This window comes from Granulosicoccus sp. 3-233 (genome assembly GCF_052681095.1).
Genome location: NZ_JBQYLE010000001.1, coordinates 584,157 through 602,698, shown reverse-complemented (window position 1 = coordinate 602,698; position 18,542 = coordinate 584,157). Strand labels below are relative to the sequence as shown.

Sequence of the window (18,542 nt, the reverse complement as noted above, 5' to 3'; positions counted from 1 at the left end):
CGCTAGATCGACTAGCTGTCGAGTGCTGCGGACAATTCCGGCAGGGCCTCGAACAGATCGGCGACCAGGCCATAATCGGCCACCTGGAAGATCGGAGCTTCCTCATCCTTGTTGATGGCGACGATGACCTTGCTGTCCTTCATGCCGGCCAGATGCTGAATGGCACCGGAGATGCCGACAGCCAGATACAGATCAGGGGCAACCACCTTGCCGGTCTGCCCTACCTGGTACTCATTGGGTACGAAACCGGCATCAACCGCGGCCCGGGAGGCGCCAACGGCCGCATTGAGCTTGCCGGCGATATCATCGAGCATGGCGAAATTCTCGCCACTTTGCATGCCTCGACCACCCGACACCACGGTGGCGGCACTGGTGAGTTCCGGCCGGTCCGACTGTGACAGTTCCTGCCCGATGAACGAGACCTTGTCGTTGGCCTCGGAGGCTTCGACAGTTTCCACGCTGGCCGAACCGCCTTCTGCCGCAGCGGCATCGAAAGCGGTGGTGCGCACACCGATGACCTTGACCGGGTCGCTGCTCTTGACGGTGGCCAGCGCATTGCCCGCGTAGATGGGGCGGACGAAGGTGTCTTCACTCTTGACTTCGATGATGTCCGAGATTCCGGAAACATCCAGCAAAGCCGCCACACGAGGCATGACGTTCTTGCCGGCAGCGGTGGCTGCGAACAGGATATGGCTGTAGCCTTCGGCGTGCTTGATGACCAGCGCCGACAGATTCTCGGCCAGCTCATTGGCATAGGCCGGGGAATCGGCCAGCAGGACCTTGCTGACACCGGCAATCGTGGCAGCCTTGTCGGCTACAGCCGTTGCCTCACTGCCGGCAACCAGCAGATGCACATCACCTCCGATGGCGGCGGCGGCTGTCACCACGCTGAGTGTCGCCGGACGAATGTCGCCGCCTTCGTGCTCAACCAGAATTAGTGTACTCATGATCGATATCTCCTGTTGACGGCGGGTCAGATGACTTTGGCTTCGTTGCGGAGCTTCTCGACCAGCTCTGCAACACTGTTGACGATAATGCCGGCCTCGCGCTTGGGCGGCTCATTGACTTCAACCACGGACAGGCCGCTGCTGACATCGACGCCCGTATCGGCAACCGGGATCACTTCCAGCGGCTTCTTCTTGGCTTTCATGATGTTCGGCAGCTTGGCATAGCGCGGCTCGTTCAAACGCAGATCGGCGGTGATGATGGACGGCAGGCTGACCTTGATGGACTCCAGGCCGGCATCCACTTCACGAGTGACCTTGAGATGATCCCCGTCGAATTCCACCTTGGACGCAAATGTGGCCTGTGACATGCCAGTCAGCGCAGACAGCATCTGTCCGGTCTGGTTGGAATCGTCGTCGATGGCCTGCTTGCCCAGAACCACCAGGCCCGGCTCTTCCTTCTCAACGAGGTGCTTGAACAGCTTGGCAATGGCCAGCGGTTGCAGTTGCTCGTCGGTCTCGATGAGGATACCGCGGTCCGCCCCCATGGCCAGTGCCGTGCGGATGGTTTCCTGACTCTGCGACGGGCCGACCGACACGGCGATGACCTCGTCGGCGTGACCGGCTTCCTTGATGCGCAAGGCTTCTTCCACGGCGATTTCGTCGAACGGGTTCATCGACATCTTGACGTTGGCCAGCTCGATGCCGGATTTGTCCGCCTTGACGCGAGCCTTCACGTTGTAGTCGAGAACGCGCTTGACGCCTACGATGATTTTCATGGGCAGCTGCCTGTATTACTCGGTTGGAAAATGGAAATGCAGGGAGGCGATATTAACCGTTAAACGGCATTGAGCGCGCTACCCTGCAGCGTGATCTGGCGCATTATCGCCGATTGATGGTCGCCTGAGTACAACCGACCGTTGACAGGACTATCGCCTGCCCGCTGTCAGCCCGCACGGGTTCTGTCCCTGGCTACTCACCGATATCCTCATTCCAGAGTCCGGGCTCGGCTTCGATGAATTCCTCCATCAAGGCGATGCACTCCGGATCATCCAGAACCTCGACCTTCACACCGCGGCTGCGAACGTACTCTTCGGGCCCCTGGAAGGTCTTGTTTTCACCGACAACCACGTGGGGAATCCCGTACAGCAATACCGCACCACTGCACATGTCGCAGGGTGAGAGCGTGGAGTACAGCGTGGCCTTCTGGTATGTGCTGGCCGGCAGTCTGCCAGTCTCCTCCAGACAATCCATCTCGGCATGGCGGATGCTGCTGCCTTGCTGGACGCGCTGGTTGTGGCCTCTGCCGATGATTTCACCGTCAACCACCAGCACGGAGCCAATCGGTATTCCGCCCGCCGCGCGCCCCTTGCGCGCCTCTTCGATGGCAGCCTGCATGAACGGTGCATGATCCATGGGAAATGGTCCTCGAGAATTTGATCTGACAGTGTAACCAGATATCGGGCAGCTTCGCAGCCGCCGCATCAATTCATCAGCGCCAGCCCGCCTGCCTGATTCAATCCAGTTGCACCCTGCCGAACACCTGGACATTGACCCGGCTGGTGCCGGCTTCCAGAGCCGGTTCGGTGGCGACCGAACTGCGCACCATATCGGCCATTTCGGCGCGGGCCGTGAACATCGGCGTATTGCTTTCGCCAGTCTGGATGTTGACATCGAGTACCTGATAGCCGCTGGCTCCCATGTTCTGCTGTACCAGCTCGGCGCGAGCCTTGAAGGCATCCAGAGCCTCGCTGATCAGGGCATCCGAGGCCTGTCGACGAGTCAGCTCCTGTGCCATGTGGCGGATACCTTGCACTTGAAGCCGCTCCTGCAGCGTCTGGATGGCCTGACTGGCGGCACTGAAATCTTCGGTTTCCAGCTGCAGACTCTGCGTTGCCCGCCAGCCGATCAGGCGACGGACCTGACTGGTGTCATAGCGCGGGTAGGTCTGGTAATCGCGAGTGCTGACCTTGAGCGTGTCGAACTCGTCAAGCTGGCTCATGGCCCAACGCATGGTTTCATTGACCTTCTCGGCAAGCTTTGCAGGATCGGCATCTTCCTGCTGCACTACCAGAGTGGCAATCATCAGGTCATTGGCCACTTCGGCCGATGCTTCGCTGCTGAGGCTGTACACATTGTATTGAGGCTCGCTCCCGGACTGCGCATGAGCCACCCCGCTGATCTGCCCGGCACAGCAGATCACCGCCAGCCAAAGACATCGTTCAAACACCCTCATTTTCATGCCCCTTACCTCTCACAGCCATCTAGAATCATCATATCACCCAGCAAAACAAACACTTACCAGGGTCGGACCACAAACGCCACTAATCCTCGCTTTTCCACGGTAAAAAACGAGTTGCAAGAGGAATATTGGCACAGTTTTCAACGGTTAGTTTTTAAATTACAACAACTTATGATGGTCCGACCCGTGGGTTCAACTTATGATGGTCCGACCCGTGGGTTAGTGTTCGAGGATGGCGGTGAGGCCCATGCCGCCGGCGGTGCAGACGGAGATGAGGCCGCGGCCGGAACCACGCTGCTCGAGCTGTCTGGCCAGGGTGCCCAGAATACGGGCGCCGGTGGCAGCGAAGGGGTGACCCACGGCAAGGCTCGAACCAACCACGTTCATGCGGGAGCGATCGATACTGCCCATGGGCGTATCGCGCCCCAGTTCCTCACGACAATAATCGGCATCTTCCCAGGCTTTCAGGGTACACAGCACCTGAGCGGCAAAGGCTTCGTGTATCTCGTACAGATCGAAATCCTGCAGGCTGCGGTCGGCCCGGCGCAGCATGTCACTCATGGCCACCGTCGGCGCCATCAGCAAACCGGCGCCGCCAACGAAATCCACGGCGGCCGTGGCGGAGTGAGTCAGCCAGGCCTGCACCGGCAGACCTCGCTCGCGCGCCCATTCCTCGGAGCACAGCAGCACGCCGGCCGCCCCGTCAGTCAGTGGTGTACTGTTACCCGCTGTCAGCGTGCCAGCCTCCGACTTGTCATAGACGGTTCGCAGCTTGCCCAGCGATTCCATGCTGGAATCCGGCCGCATGTTGTTGTCCCGCAGCACGCCTTCGCAGGGTATCAGCAGATCATCGTAGAACCCGTCATCGTAGGCTCTGGCCGCGTTTTGGTGAGATGCCAGAGCCAGCGCATCCTGCTCTTCACGGGAAATCGACCAGGTCTTGGCCATCAGCTCGCAATGCTGCCCCATGCTCAGCAAGGTGCGTGGTTCATTGACCGACGGTGGCAGCGGTGCCAGCTCTGCGGGCCGCAAACCCTTGAAGACAACCAGCTTCGATTTCAGATCCCGGGCCTTGCCCAGCGATACCAGTCGTCTGGCAAACTTCTGCTTGAACACGATCGGCACATCACTGACCGTGTCAGTGCCGGCGGCAATGGCCGAGTCGATCTGACCGGTGGCGATCTTCGCCGCCGCCGTCATCGCCGCCTGCAGGGAAGTGCCACAGGCCTGCTGCATGGTCAGCCCCGGTGTGCGTGGCGACAGACGCGTACTCAGAACAGCTTCCCGTGCCAGATTCCAGTCGCGAGAATGCGTGATGACAGCACCGGCATTGACCTCTCCCAACTGCTGCCCTTCCAGACCATAGCGCTCCACCATGCCACTGAGCACGGTGCTCAACATCTTCATGTTCGACAGTTCGGCGTAGGCGGTATTGGCGCGGCAGAAGGGAATACGCAGACCGCCGACAATCGCGACGGGTTTCAGTGCTTGAGTCATCGAAAATCGGCCTCTTGTTGTTCGAGATAGTGCATCGGCCCTCCCAGAAAGGGCGCGAAGCCGGTGCCGAAGACAATACCGGCATCCAGCAGATCGTCGTCCGCCACGATGCCATCGGCAGATGCCGATCGGCATTCATCAAGGAAAGGCGTCATCAGACGCGTCGCAATCTGATCCCCGTAGGGGCTGTCGACATCCACGCTCTGACGATTGGATCGCCCCTTGGTCCAGAGGTAGAAGCCCTCGCCGCTTTTCTTTCCCAGATGCCCTGCGTCCAGCTTCTTCTGCAACAGCGCTCGCTGCGCGTCGACATCACCACTGGCCAGCGTTTCCGCCACCTTCATGCAGACATCCAGCCCGACGACATCGGCCAGTTCGATGGGGCCCATCGGCATGCCGAAACGGATGGCAGCCGCATCGATGGTTTCCTTGTCGATACCTTCCAGCATCAGGGTGAAGGCCTCCATCAGATACGGCGCCAGCACTCGATTGACCAGAAAGCCCGGTGCACTTTTCGTCGGCAAGGGGAAGCGGTTGATCTGTGAACAGAAGGCGCAGCCGCGCTTGATCCATGAATCGGCCGTCTGCTCACCATGAACCACTTCCACCAGCGGCATCTTCGCCACCGGATTGAAGAAGTGCAGACCGATCAGACGCTCCGGAGCGGCCAGTTCCCGCGCCAGCTCCTCCAGCGGCAAGGCCGAGGTATTGGTGGCAAGCACCGCATGCTCGGCCATGTGCGGCTCCATCTGCGCATACAGGGCTCGCTTGGCATCGGCATCCTCGTAGATGGCCTCGATGATGACATCGGCACGCGGAACACCGTCACCGGCAACATCCGGCAGCAGTCGAGACACCGCAACTTCCACCGCCGGCCGTTTCTTCAGTCGTCGTTTGAACAAAGACCGTGCCCGCTTGAGTGCAGGTTCGATGAACTTGAGCTCGCGATCCTGCAGCGTCACTTCCATTCCCTGCAAGACACACCAGGCAGCGATATCACCGCCCATGACCCCGGCGCCGACCACATGAACACGCCTCACCTTGAAGTCCTCTCCCTTGCCCAGGCCCTTCATGCGCTCGGTGAGGAAGAACAGGCGACGCAGATTGCGCGCCGTATCACCCACCATCAACTGACCGACTCGTTGCGCCTCCCCGTCGAACATGCGGCGCCGGTTATCGCGGTGTTCCTCCCACAGATCGATCATCTGGAACGGTGCCGGATAATGTGCCGGATTGGCCTTCTCTGCGGTCTTCTTGCGCAGTACCTTTGCCACCAGGGCGCGAACCGGCTGGCGGTTGGTGGCACTGGCGGACAGCGAGGCCTTGCGTTTGCGCCGCTTCTGCATCACCGCACGCCGCGCCGCCCAGTGCAGCGAAGAGAATTCATCGACCAGCTCGTCGATCACTCCCATGCCGCGTGCCGCCGGCGCCCGCAGATTGCGTGTCGTCAGCATCAACTGCATGCCGGCCAGACCGCCGACCCGTTCGGTGATTCGCGTCGTGCCGCCCAAACCGGGAAAGATGCCCAGTTTCACTTCAGGGAATCCCACACGAGTTTCGGGTACGTTCAGCGCCACGATGTAGTCGCAGCACAGAGCCAGCTCCAACCCGCCCCCCAGAGCGAAGCCGTGAATGGCCGCCACCGTGTGACAGGACAGGTTTTCCAGACGAGCAAAGACCTCATGGCCCTGTCGAATCAGATCGCTGACGGCATCTGCATCATCGAACTCGTCGAACTCGCGGATGTCCGCTCCCAGTATGAAACTGCCCGGCTTGGCCGAACCGATGACAAGCCCGGCCGGTTCGATGGTCTCGATGATCGAGAGTATCTCCCCCAGTTCCGTGATCACCTCTCTGGACAGCGAGTTGCTGCTCTCCCCCTTGCGATCGCAATTCAACCAGACGATGTCGTGAACATCGTGTTCAATCTGCCAATGATCATGCGATCCGAAGCGTGTTGTCATGGAATGAGCTCTTGGAAGAATTCGATATCCTGCTGTCAGTGGAGAACGTCTGACGCACAGGACGTCCTGTGCCTTCAGACTATAACGCCGACAGCCTAGCAGACTTGAGTCACTTGCCGATGTTGCCGGTCAGAAGGTAAGACTGGTGGATACGTAAGGCGTTATCTTCTGCCGCTGTGGATCCCAGGCCAGGTCCAGACGCAAATCGGTATTGGTCAGCCTCTCCAGCTTCCAGCGCAGACCGACACCGGCGCGCAGATGCTGGTTCAACAGGTCCACATCGTCGCTGAGGTACACATTACCCACATCCATGAACACCAGCCAGCGCCAGGCCGGATAGGCGAACAGTCCGGACAGGTATTCGACATTGAGCAACGTCAAGATATTGCCGGTGTGAGTTCCCGATTTCATACCGCGCAGCAGCTCTCCTCCACCGATCTCGTAGCTGCGTTCGCCGAACGGTGCCCTGTCACTCAGGCCCAGTCTGGCCTGAATGTTCAGGTTGGTCTGCGGGCCTCGCCAGGGAATGTACCAACGTGCCAGCATGTCCAGTCGCGCATGACTGAAATCGGATCCCAGTGCCTCATCCGCCACATTGACTGATCCACTGTAGTAGTAACCGCGACGGCGATAGGTCTCCTGATGCACCCGCTGAATGGCAAACCCTGCAATGAGCGAAATATCCTGTCCATCGCTGTAGGGCCCCAGACTGCCGGATCGCATGGCGTAGTCGCGTTGCTGCACGCTGGCACCGGCAAAGTAACTCAGACCACTGACTCCCAGGGTGCCACTGGCCCAGCGCGACAGGCGAAACCCGGCACGTCGTGAACGCATCACCGTTTCGCCGAACACCACACCGTCCTGTGCCAGTTGGGCGTTGCGCCGTTCGCTGGTGGCCTGAATGCTCATGCCAAAGGCACTGCCGAAGAAACGAGGAACCACATATTCGACACTGTGAACGAAGCCGGTCCGGCCTCGGCCATCATCCTCCTGCCGCTTTTCACTGGTGATCTTCAGCTGATGCAGGCGCCCGAGGAAATTGTCCCAGCGCAGCTGAGCTCCCAGTCGCAGCTCGCCATCGGAAGTACGGCTGAATCGTGGAATCGGCAGAAAGAAGATCTTTTCACTGACCAGATACCGCAGATGGAGAACGTTTTCCCGCAGGAACAGTTCCGCCCGTACGGACTTGAACAATCCCAGGTCCATGAGATTCTGGATACCGTCGATGATGTCATCCAGTGTGCAAGGCTGGCCTTCCTGTTGAACCAGCTCACGTCGCAACACCTGATCACGGGTAACACGATTGCCGGAAAACTCGATGTGCTCAAGAAACCGATCACACCACTGTTCCCCGGGAATGGCATCTGCTGCCCGCACGACAGGCAGGGTTGCCGACAGCAGGCACAGTACAACCAGAATCAGACAGCCACGGATACGACCTCGGTCGACATTCATTCTGTCAGACCGTCACCCGGCAAGCGTCGAGTCGATGCAAGACCAAGGCTGACCCTGCCCCGGACTCAGGATCTGTCCTTGCGATGAATTCCCTTGAAACCATTGATGCGGCGCTGTTGAATCACGAGCCAGCCAGTGACCCCTTGACCCATTGAGTTATCAAGGATCATGCCTGACCTGAACCCGGGAGCCCTGCCAGAGCCGCAGCATCCTCTGGTCAACGACCACAATGCATCAGGTCCTGCGCCCGCGGAGCGCTCCTGGAGCAAGCTCTACAGAGCCGGCAATCCGTTGCGATGACGAGCACTGACAGCATCCTGGTATGCAGGATCATCGGCAACATCGTCGCGCCCGTCCACCAGCGCCGTGGACAGTTCGGCGGGCAACTGCTGCATGCGCCGCATCAACTGCTCCCGATTCTCTGGCGTTGGTGTTCGGCTGTAGAGGACAGCATCGAGCAAGGCCAGAGACTCCCTTGCCGGTCCATCATTCAACCGCTGGGCCAGATCGGTCAGGGTCAACGGGGGTTGCCGTGGCCACTGACGCGCCGCCCAGGCCATCAGTGCGGTCCTCAGTGCTGCCGGATCATCAGCCTTGCAACACGCTTCGACGTCAGCCAGCGGTGCCAGCTTCTGCCGGGTCTTCCGCACACCCTGACCTATCGCTGACAGCGCTCCCGGTTCTGCATCCCGGCCGCCGACCGGCCCACGCAGCCAGCGCCGTCGCCACCACCAGAAGAGGCCGACACTGAGAACCCACAACCCCAGCAGCAGCAGGGTCGCCAGCCGCCAGGGACGAAGTTCGCCGGCATTGGCCTGCTGTCCCGGTACGGAGGCGCTCCCGGGCATCTGATCGACGGCCATCGTAGCCACAGCGGAATCGCTGCCGGTGACCAGAGCAGCAGCGCCATCAGCTGTGGGGGTCGGACTTGCACCCGGGTTCAATGAGGCTGCGCTCCCCCCGGCAATTGCAACATCAGTGGAAGCCGGCCCGGCAGCGGTATCTGCCACGGCCTCCGGCGCACCGGCAGTATCATTTCGCGCCAGAGTGTCACTGCCGGCCGAATCAGCGCCGACAGCCGCGGTGGCCTGGGCGGTCGTGGCCAGCGAAGGGCCCACCTGAATGCGCTCTTCGGGCAATACAGCTGTCTCGATGGTACCGGTATCGGTGTTGAACCATTCGATACTCAGTTCCGGCAATACCAGCTCACCTTCGCGCTGTGGAATCAGCGCCCACTTGATGGTCTGCTCGGCTACCAGTCCCCTCTCGTTCACACCCATGGCGCGTGTCGGCTCTTCGGCATACAGGCTGACACCCTCAATGGCCGGTATCCGGATATCGGGCAATTGCGCATCCAGTACACCCGCGGCTCGCAGGGTAATGGTTCGGGTCAGTGGCTGATCGACGGCTGCATTGCCGACATCGTCAGACCAGTCATTGTCGATCTGCACGGCGCTGGCCGGTAGCCACCAGGCGGTCCCTGACGAGGGCCGGGCTTGCACGTCAAGCGTGATGGCATCCGATTGCCGCGTCAGCTTTCGGGTCGGTGAGAAAAAGCCCAGGCTCGACTTGTCATCGGAAGGCACCGAGACACTGAGAACCACGGGATCGATGGCAACAGTACCGCTTTTCTGCGGGAACAGCGCAAAGCGGCGTTCGGTAACCCGATACTCGCGACCATCCCGGATCTCCGTCGAATAGCTGTCCTTGCCGATGCGTTGCACCTGGATATCGGCTCCCGCAGGATCGGACAAACCACCCTCGACGATTTCGATGGCCTGGAACACCCGGACGGTCATCAGCACCTGTGACTGGACCCAGGGACTGCGTGAATCCACCGAAGCCTCGACAAAGACGTCACGCCTGCCGCCCGTCGGAATCTCGTTGACCGTCAGACTCAGCAACTGGCTCGAGACACCACCGACCGTCACGGCGGGCACCGTGAACACGCCGACATCCCGAGGCAACAGCTCCAGTGTCCATGTCACCAGGCTGACGGTCACCGGCTGATTGCTGCCGTTGACCACCGTTCTGATCTGTCGCGAACTGGACTGCCCCACCACATCGAAGTCCTTGTCCAGTGCGGAGCTGTCCAGCTCGCCATCAACACCCACGGCGGTGACGGTGAGGGTCACGGACTCATCACGAGTGATGGTCGACGCGCTCAGCTCACCGCGTACCGAGGCCTGCTGTGCCAGCAAGGGTTGTGACAGCCACAGTGCCAGTACCAGGAAGATCAGTTGACCGACAGTCAGTGTCGAATTCGTGTTACCAGGCTTCACGCCCATCTCTTGCCTCCGGGTACTCCAATCGATGACTCTGCTCCAGCCTGCGGCGCAATAATCCTGCCGGATCATCAGGAATGCGACGCAGCAACTGTTCGGCGGCCTGCTCGTTTTCCGACAGCGGTCGATCCCTGTCTTGCCCGGAACCGATGCTGCTCCGCTCGGATTCATCTTCTACCTGTCGGGCTTCTGCCTGTCGGGCCTCGGCGTCCAGGGCGCGTTGCGCCGCCTCGGCCGCCGCCTGTCGCTCAGCTTCGGTCTGGGTATCACCCGGTGTGTTTTCAAGGTTCTGCGCATCTGACGACGACTGATTCTCCTCCGTCGACTGGCCGGACTCACTGCCACTCTGCTCATCCGACGGCGACGTCGCATCCTGCTCTGCTTCCGGCGACTCTTCACCGGCTGACTGAGAACCGGCCGATTGCTGCTGATCACCGGACTGTTCCTCACCGCCCGGCTGGTTCTGGTCTCCCTCGCCCGCCTGCTGATCCTCCCCTGACTCTCCGTCCTCTCCGGACTGCGGTTGCGGTTGCTGTTGCTGCTGCAACGCCTGCAATTGCCGGGCAATCTCCCGGTTATGCGCCGCATCGGCAAACGATGGATCAGACGCCAGCACCGTGTCGAATTGCTCGATGGCCTCCTCGAAGCGACCCGCGCGCACGTCACTGACACCCTGATTGTACAAGGCGCGGTTGGCAGCCTGTAACTCCCCCTGCTGCTGCAGTTGTTCGGCGCGCTCGGCGAAGGCTTGTGCTGCGGCATCGAAATCGCCCGCCTGGTAATGCCCCAACCCGGCCCAACCGGCATCGGGCGCCTGGCGCAGCAGACGCTCATGATCGGCCTGCTCAAAGGCTTCCGCCGCCTGTTGCTCCGGTGTCTGCCACCAATCCTGCCAATCTGCCAGCGCACGCTCACTCGCGCCCAGCCAGCACATGGCGATCAGTGCAATGACCCTGGTGCTGTTCATGCTGCGACCCCACGCCGGAAGGCCAGCAGCAACACAACCAGCAAGGGCCAAAGCAACCAGGGTGAGTACTCCACCCAGTAGATTTTCCTGGCCGCCTGTTCCTCGGCGTCACTGGCCAGGGCGACACCTGTCAGCACCCGATCCAGAGCGTCAAGGTCCTCCGCGCTGGTGCTCAGCGAGACTGCCGAGCCTCCCCCGGCCACTGCCAGTGCCCGCAACGACTCCATGTCCAGTTGCGGCACCACGATCGATCCATTGGCATGCTGCAGGAACTGCCCATCCTCACCGCGCAGCGGTGCACCGGCAGCGGTGCCCACGGCCAGCACCGAGACGCGGTAACCGGCCTGCCGAGCCAGCCGGGCAGCCTCGACATCCCGGCTCGAGGCCGGCGCATCACTGATGAGAAGGATATGGCCAGAGGCCACCGACGCCTGCGCAAACAGCTGCAGGGCCCGTTCGATCGCCAGATCCGGACGACTCCCCTGTACCGGCATGATCTCCGGCGACAGGGAAGGCACGAAAGCCTCGATGGTGGCAGCGTCATCGGTCAACGGACTGATCACATAGGGGCGTTCGGCGAAGGCAATCAGACCCGTCTGCCGACCCTGACTGCGACGCAGCAGATCCGTCAGCTTGAATCTGGCCCGCGTCAGGCGATTCGGTGGCAGATCGTCCGTCAACATCGAACGTGACAGATCGAACAGAACCAGCTGCGCCTGCTCTGCCTCGAAGACCGGAACCTCACGCTGTTGCCAGACTGGCCCTGCCAGCAGCAACAATGCCAGAGCCCAGGCGGCAAACAACAGGAATGTCCCCCCCTGTCTGACCGTCGCCTGTCCTTCGATGACGTAGGGCTGCAGGGCCGGCTCGACAATCGCATCCCAGCCACCACGCACCGAATTCGCCCGCAATCGCAGCAACAGGGCCAGCAACAGTGGCACGAATCCCCACAGCCAGAGTGGACGCATCCAGCTCAGCGCTTCCCAGGCAGCGTTCATCGCTGACGCCCTCCGCTCGGCCAGATGCCTGCCAGCGCCCACAGCACGGAGAACAGCAATGCCGCACTCAATGGCCAGGCAAACAGTTCTCGCAGAGGCCGGAATTCTTCGGCGTCCTGCTCGGTGGGTTCCAGGCGATCGATTTCACGATAGATCGTGGCCAGCTCCCTCTGGTTGCGTGCACGGAAATACTGCCCACCCGTGGATTGACTGATGGCCTTGAGCGTCTCCTCGTCCAGCTCGGTGGTGCGTGCGCCAAACGGTGCGTTGAATCCGGATTGGGCATCCGCGCCGACACCGATCGCATGGATGCGGATATTGTTGTCGGCAGCCAGTCGCGCTGCCGCCAAGGGGTCGACCACGCCAGCCGAATTCTCGCCATCGGTCAGCAGAATGATCACCCGCGATGCTTCAGGGCGTTCCCGCAAACGCTTCACGGCCAGTCCGATGGCGTCACCGATCGCCGTCGACCGCCCGGCAAGCCCCACCGCCGCCTCGGCCAGAAAATGCTGCACGGTGGCATGATCCAGCGTCAGAGGTGTCTGAACATAGGCCTGCGAACCGAACATGACCAGACCGATCCGGTCACCATCACGGCGTGCCACGAAATCGCTGGCCACCTGCTTGACCACGGCCATGCGAGTCGCCCGGTTGTTGCCGGCATACAGATCGGCCTCGCGCATGCTGCCGGAAATATCGATGCACAGCATCAGATCCCGGCCGCTCAACGGCACGCCCACCGGTTCGCCGTAACTCTGCGGACGAGCCACTGCCAGCAGCAAGGCGCACCAGGCAAGCCCCAGCAGCAGCAGGCGCAACCAGTGCCGTCGACTTGCCGGCACCGAGGTCTGTGTCAGGGATTCATACGGGCGACTGTCCGGTACACGCAAGGCCCGACCGGGCGTTTTCTGCCTGGCCGGTAATCCGAAATACACCAGCACAGGCAAGGGCAGCAACCACAGTGCCCACCACTGATGCCAGACGATATCGCTCAGCGGAATCATGCCTTCATCGCCTGCGTGCCAGGTCGACGCCCGGCGGCACGAATCAGTTCTTCAATGGCATCGAACAAAGATTCCAGATCATGCTGTTCGACCTCCGGGGCGCGCTGATAGGGGCCGGCTTCCAGCAACCTGCCGAAGCCCGACCCGAACAGGGCCTGTCCGGTCACATCATCCAGCGCGTTCAGCCACGCTCGTCCCTGCAGACTGGCCACCTGCTCCCGCCCCAGTACCGACAGCAGCACGCGCCGGGTCAGTCGCGAACAGTCCGACAGTGTCCGGTTCACCGGCTGCGCCGGTGAATGACGTCGCAGTCGCTGAAGTTCGGCAAAGGCTTCACGCTGCCAGCGCCGTGCCTGATAGCGGCGATACGCAAATCGTGCGACGAACAGCAACACCAGCAACAAGACCAGCAGCACCCACCAGCCAACGGCCGGCCAGGGGCTGACGTCAGGGATGCGCACATCCTTGAGCTGGTCCAGCAGGGCCTGGCTTTCGGTATCGTTCATGCCAGCGGCGGTATCAGCGAGGTGGACAATGGCTGACGCGACAGGATGGCCGTTGCCGTATCCCGCAAGGAACCATTGGTCATGGCCACCGTGTGGAAATGACCGTGGCGAGCGAACAGCTGCTGCACCGAAGCGGCTCGCTGTTCGAAGGCCTGTCGATACTGCTGGCGCTCGCCGTGGCCGGAGATCGAGAGCAGGAAACGCCTCTGCGATTGTCCCGCCCGGCCGATCATCGGATAACGACCCGCCGGCGGCAGATTCGCATCCAGAGGATCGCAGACATGCACGGCCATCACATCCAGTGACTGCAGGGCACTGCCCAGCGCCAGGCGGGCTGCCTCATCAAAACCCTCGAAATCACTGAGCAACACCACGGTACTACCCGCATGCACGCCATGGCGCAGCCGCTGCAGTGTGCGAGTCAGCTGATCGCCACCCGGATGGGGAATGCGCTGCTGGCCATGGTGAATGGCGCGAAACAGGCTCATGAGCCCGCGTCTGCCATTCTGCGGACGAATCTCATCGTGCCAGTCATCGGTGAACACGAATCCGCCGACACGGTCATGGCTGGCCACTGCGCACCATCCCAGCAAGGCCGCCAGACGCGCCGCCAGCACCGATTTGTACATGCCCTGCGTACCGAAGCGCATACCGGCCCGAAAATCCACGACCAGCAGCACCGGGCGTTCGCGCTCTTCCACGAACAGCTTGGTATGCGCCTTGCCGGAGCGGGCGGTTACCTTCCAGTCGATCATGCGCACATCATCGCCGGGCTGATACTCACGCACTTCGGCAAAATCCAGCCCCCTGCCCAGACGTCGCGACACGGACCCGCCACTCATTGGTGCGGCACTGCGTTTGCGGACCTGTCGCTGCATGGCCTGAGCCGCCGTGCGCAGGCGCACCAGTTCATCCAGCGAGGTACTGGCCGGTGAGGCGAATTCGAGACTGACGCGGCTGCCGGGCCGATGCAGTGTCGAGCCGCTCACGGCACCGCAATCATCTGCAGCAGGCGGTCGATGACCTCGTCGGCGCTCACGCCATCGGCTTCGGCTTCGAACGAGAGCAGCAGCCGGTGACGCAGTACATCATGGATGACGGCCTGTACATCGGCCGGCGAGACATAGTCCCGACCTGCCAGCCAGGCATGGGCCCGGGCGCAGGAATCCATGCACAGGGTGCCACGCGGGCTGGCCCCGTACTGCAGCCAGCGAGCCAGATCCTCGTCATGACGAGCCGGCTGACGACTGGCGACGATCAGTCGCACGATGTAGGCTTCGATATCCTCCGACATGAAGACTTCCAGCACTTCACGACGCGCCGCAAACAGGTCGTTCAGTGTGAAGACCTCTTCCACTGCCGGGACTGCAGGTTCCTGCACGCTATCTCCCGGCTGACTGGCGGCCAGCGCCTCGGCACGCACCAGGCGCAGGATATGCGCTTCGTGACGTGCATCGGGGTAGTCGATGAGTACCTGCATCAGAAACCGGTCCAGCTGTGCTTCAGGCAAGGGGTAAGTGCCTTCCTGTTCGATCGGGTTCTGGGTCGCCATGACCATGAAAGGTGTTGGCAAGGCGTAGGTCTGGTGCCCCACCGAGATCTGCTGTTCGGCCATCGCTTCCAACAGAGCAGACTGCACCTTGGCCGGTGCGCGATTCACCTCATCGGCCAGGATCAGATTGTTGAACAGGGGGCCTTGCTGAAACACGAAGCTGCCATCCGCCGGCCGATACACCTCGGTACCCGTCAGATCCGCCGGTAGCAGATCCGGCGTGAACTGGATGCGTTGAAAGTCCGCCTCGATTCGATCGGCCAGCGCCTTGATGGCGCGCGTCTTGGCAAGACCCGGCGCACCTTCCACCAGCAGATGACCATCGACCAACAGCGCAATCAGCAGGCGGTTGACCAGCACCGGCTGGCCCACCACCGAGGCTTCCAGCTGCTTGCGCAGCCGGTCAACTGTTTCCAGAGTACTCAATTATCAACCACCTCTATATCGATACTTGCCGAATTGCCGCTGGAATCGGTCACCGTGACCGTTGCCTGGCCTGTGCTGAGCAATGGCTCGATGAATCCGGCATCATCACCATCTTCGATCAGGCTGATGGGATCGGAGTCGTCATCGGTCGTGAGCTCCCAATCCAGATCATCATTATCCAGCTGATCGGCGGCGCTGTAGGTCGAGCCCGGCGACACCCGCAGGAAAACTCCTGAACTGTCGGCAGACAGCTGGAACAGGGTGCCCAGATTGAAGGCCAGCTCGGCATCACCTTCTTCCACGGTAATGACTGCGGGAGCGCCGGCTGACAGATCGCCACAGCTGGCCGTCAACGTCACACCGCCCTCGTCCACGCCTGTCAGCTGTCCGCGTGAGCCCTGAGCATTGCTCACGGTAGCCACCGCCGTGTCAGACACCTGCCAGCTCGCCGAATCCGTGATCGCAACGCGGCTGGTGTCGCTATCCGAATCGGTGACGGACTCGGTATACACACCGGTTGCCACGAAGCTCTGCGTATCACCCACCTCCACGATTGCCGTATCCGGCGTGATCTCGATGGAACTCAGGGTATCGGCAATCGCGACATCGAACGGCAAGGAGAAACCCTCGGACGCTGCCGTCAGAGTAACGCCACCGCTGTTCACGCCAGTCAGGGTAACCGTGATATCCGGATTGCTGACGATGCGGGCGAATCCCTCGTCTGCGGCAGCCAGCGTCCAGTTGACGGCCGTCAGGTCACGAATGGTGCCATCGTCGAATTCACCGGTTGCCTGATAGTCGGCAGGTATGCAGCGATCAACCGTCTCCTCGCCCGTGATGCTGCCGATGGCCACCAGATTGGCGTCCGACACGGTCAGCTGGTAAACATCGGAATCCAGCCCGCCAATGGTGACGTACACGCCAACCTGACCATTGGCCCGCGCCACCAGTCGACCATCGTCACTGATGCCGGCCACGGACGAATCGGTCACCTGCCACAGGCGATTGACCGCACTCAGTTCTACCGGCTGGGCAGCCGAGTTGGTGCCCTGCACCCCGAAATCGACGGATTCGCCGATGTTCAGGATCAGCTCATCGACCGTGATTGTGGGGCCGATGACCGACAGGGATGTCACGTTCAGCTCACGAATCTCGACCGCCTCTTCGAACGGGTTCGAATCACCCTCGCAGGCGGACAACGACAAGGTGGCCAGTACGGCACTGGCAAGCGCTAGCATTTTCATGGAGTATTGAATCTCAGCCCCAGAACCAGGGCATCAAGACGCAGTGGCTCGCCTGCGTTGTAGTGACGATATTCGAAACTGACCAGCATGTTGCGTGCACGTTGCAGGCGCTGCATGATGCCGATGCTGACGCGTGCACCGGTGAAGTCCTCGTTGATCGACGATGCCGGCAATGCGCCTGCAGCCGCGGCCGTCTGCTCCAGCGTGTAGTTGACAGCACCGAGCACGATATAGCCCTGAGTACCTCGTACCGGCGGAGACTGGAACCGTGCCGCTATTCCATAGGCCTGTTCCACTTCCAGCTCGAAGTCTCCGGAGCGATCGGTGGACAGACCCGTGTCGGCAAACAGCTCGATGCCGATATTGGGCAGCACGAACAGACCGACATTCACGCTACCGAAGGTCGGATAGAAGCTCAGGTCGGAATTGTCCAATCCGCCGGCCCCGAGCTGAAGCTCGGCATAGACAGGCCCGCTCGCATTGGCGAACGAGGAGGAAACTGCCAGTACACATGCAATCAGCCAGCGCACATAATGCTCCTACAGACAAGATTCAGGGACCGAGAAGATAGCACTCACAAGCCACACGCGTCATGTCAAGCAGGTCACCTGTGCCATCCCCTGGCGTCATGGCTGTGCTGCAAGCGCTTGCCACGCCGTGTTTCAGGGGCATTGTGCCGCTGCCAGCAGCGGGTTCAGCGTGACATCCTGCACCATCACGACGCAGCCCTCCCCCGCCGCCGGAGCCGCCACACGGTAATGCAGCGGGGTTTGACCGGCAGCAGAGCCCAGAGAGGTAACATCGAACACGATATGGTGATTGACCAGCTGCTTGCGATTGTTCTCTCCACCGGTGATGCTCGTACTCGCACTGTCGATGTAACGCACCAGTGACACCGTGGCCCCCTGCAAGGCCGCCTGCGGTGCATCGTCCGCGTCGATGGTGATGGAGAGTTCCTCCGGCCCGTTACCGGCCGACGGCAGCGTCTCCATGTCTATTCGCAGCTGCGCGGGCACCGTCTGCTGCAAGGCCTGCCGCACCCGACGCGTATCCGACCCCACGGCGGCAAACCGGCCATTGACGATCATCTGCGGGGTATACACGCCGTTTCTGCCGGCAAGACCCGCTGCCTGATAGGCCTGCTGGCGCTCGGTGTACTCCGGATTCGAAAAGGGATCCTTCCAGCTGCCATCACTGCCGTGTACCAGGGAATCCCAGTAGTCCACATGATACTCCAGTGCCATCAGGGCAGGGTCTTCCTCCAGCATCCTGCCCAGCAGACGATCCGCCGGCGGACAGGAGGAGCAGCCGTGCGAGGTAAAGAGTTCGACCAGTCGCAAGGCAGGTCGGGGCTGCGTCGAGTCTGACACTTCCGACAGAGCGGGAGCACTCGTCAGGAGCAGGCTGGCCGCAAGCAGCAAGGGGTGCATCGCCAGTTTCTTCATGGTCACGGTCCGG

The 18,542-nt window shown here is 61.3% G+C and carries 17 protein-coding genes; all 17 read right to left on the bottom strand.

Translation table 11 applies throughout. The features are described from left to right. Positions 1–11 precede the first annotated feature (11 nt). Positions 12–947, bottom strand: a complete 936-nt coding sequence (locus tag ACUNV4_RS02670; protein ID WP_430876942.1) for an electron transfer flavoprotein subunit alpha/FixB family protein — start codon at positions 945–947, stop codon at positions 12–14. 26 nt (positions 948–973) lie between these two features. Beyond that, positions 974–1,723, bottom strand: coding sequence for an electron transfer flavoprotein subunit beta/FixA family protein (locus ACUNV4_RS02665; protein WP_430876941.1), 750 nt, complete (start codon positions 1,721–1,723; stop codon positions 974–976). Between the two features lie 193 nt (positions 1,724–1,916). Then, positions 1,917–2,360, bottom strand: coding sequence for a nucleoside deaminase (locus tag ACUNV4_RS02660; RefSeq protein WP_430876940.1), 444 nt, complete (start codon positions 2,358–2,360; stop codon positions 1,917–1,919). A gap of 100 nt (positions 2,361–2,460) precedes the next feature. After that, positions 2,461–3,186 (bottom strand): SIMPL domain-containing protein, encoded by a 726-nt coding sequence (locus tag ACUNV4_RS02655; protein ID WP_430876939.1) that lies wholly within the window; start codon positions 3,184–3,186, stop codon positions 2,461–2,463. Between the two features lie 219 nt (positions 3,187–3,405). Then, positions 3,406–4,683, bottom strand: a complete 1,278-nt coding sequence (locus tag ACUNV4_RS02650) for an acetyl-CoA C-acetyltransferase (RefSeq protein WP_430876938.1) — start codon at positions 4,681–4,683, stop codon at positions 3,406–3,408. Next, entirely contained in the window at positions 4,680–6,647 is a 1,968-nt protein-coding gene (locus ACUNV4_RS02645) for a 3-hydroxyacyl-CoA dehydrogenase NAD-binding domain-containing protein (protein WP_430876937.1), read from the bottom strand. Before ACUNV4_RS02645 ends, ACUNV4_RS02650 begins: the two co-directional genes overlap by 4 nt. Before the next feature lie 129 nt (positions 6,648–6,776). Further along, positions 6,777–8,102 carry a BamA/TamA family outer membrane protein gene (locus tag ACUNV4_RS02640; protein ID WP_430876936.1) on the bottom strand — a complete coding sequence of 442 codons (1,326 nt, stop codon included), beginning with the start codon at positions 8,100–8,102 and terminating at the stop codon, positions 6,777–6,779. Between the two features lie 272 nt (positions 8,103–8,374). Beyond that, the gene (locus tag ACUNV4_RS02635; RefSeq protein ID WP_430876935.1) at positions 8,375–10,384 is read right to left on the bottom strand and encodes a BatD family protein; all 2,010 of its coding nucleotides are present in this window, start codon (positions 10,382–10,384) and stop codon (positions 8,375–8,377) included. After that, positions 10,371–11,354: a tetratricopeptide repeat protein gene (locus tag ACUNV4_RS02630; protein WP_430876934.1), complete on the bottom strand. Its 984-nt coding sequence runs from the start codon at positions 11,352–11,354 to the stop codon at positions 10,371–10,373. The genes ACUNV4_RS02635 and ACUNV4_RS02630 overlap by 14 nt, the downstream gene beginning before the upstream one ends. Continuing rightward, positions 11,351–12,352 carry a vWA domain-containing protein gene (locus tag ACUNV4_RS02625; protein WP_430876933.1) on the bottom strand — a complete coding sequence of 334 codons (1,002 nt, stop codon included), beginning with the start codon at positions 12,350–12,352 and terminating at the stop codon, positions 11,351–11,353. Before ACUNV4_RS02625 ends, ACUNV4_RS02630 begins: the two co-directional genes overlap by 4 nt. Further along, a complete protein-coding gene (locus ACUNV4_RS02620; RefSeq protein WP_430876932.1) occupies positions 12,349–13,356 on the bottom strand; it encodes a vWA domain-containing protein in 1,008 nt (335 codons plus the stop codon). The genes ACUNV4_RS02625 and ACUNV4_RS02620 overlap by 4 nt, the downstream gene beginning before the upstream one ends. Then, positions 13,353–13,862, bottom strand: a complete 510-nt coding sequence (locus ACUNV4_RS02615; protein WP_430876931.1) for a DUF4381 domain-containing protein — start codon at positions 13,860–13,862, stop codon at positions 13,353–13,355. The genes ACUNV4_RS02620 and ACUNV4_RS02615 overlap by 4 nt, the downstream gene beginning before the upstream one ends. Next, positions 13,859–14,851, bottom strand: a complete 993-nt coding sequence (locus ACUNV4_RS02610) for a DUF58 domain-containing protein (protein ID WP_430876930.1) — start codon at positions 14,849–14,851, stop codon at positions 13,859–13,861. The genes ACUNV4_RS02615 and ACUNV4_RS02610 overlap by 4 nt, the downstream gene beginning before the upstream one ends. Beyond that, positions 14,848–15,840: an AAA family ATPase gene (locus tag ACUNV4_RS02605; protein ID WP_430876929.1), complete on the bottom strand. Its 993-nt coding sequence runs from the start codon at positions 15,838–15,840 to the stop codon at positions 14,848–14,850. Before ACUNV4_RS02605 ends, ACUNV4_RS02610 begins: the two co-directional genes overlap by 4 nt. Beyond that, positions 15,837–17,084: an Ig-like domain-containing protein gene (locus tag ACUNV4_RS02600; protein WP_430876928.1), complete on the bottom strand. Its 1,248-nt coding sequence runs from the start codon at positions 17,082–17,084 to the stop codon at positions 15,837–15,839. Before ACUNV4_RS02600 ends, ACUNV4_RS02605 begins: the two co-directional genes overlap by 4 nt. Next, a complete protein-coding gene (locus tag ACUNV4_RS02595; protein WP_430876927.1) occupies positions 17,081–17,614 on the bottom strand; it encodes a hypothetical protein in 534 nt (177 codons plus the stop codon). The genes ACUNV4_RS02600 and ACUNV4_RS02595 overlap by 4 nt, the downstream gene beginning before the upstream one ends. 132 nt (positions 17,615–17,746) lie before the next feature. Further along, positions 17,747–18,529, bottom strand: a complete 783-nt coding sequence (locus tag ACUNV4_RS02590) for a DUF1223 domain-containing protein (protein ID WP_430876926.1) — start codon at positions 18,527–18,529, stop codon at positions 17,747–17,749. Positions 18,530–18,542 lie beyond the last annotated feature (13 nt).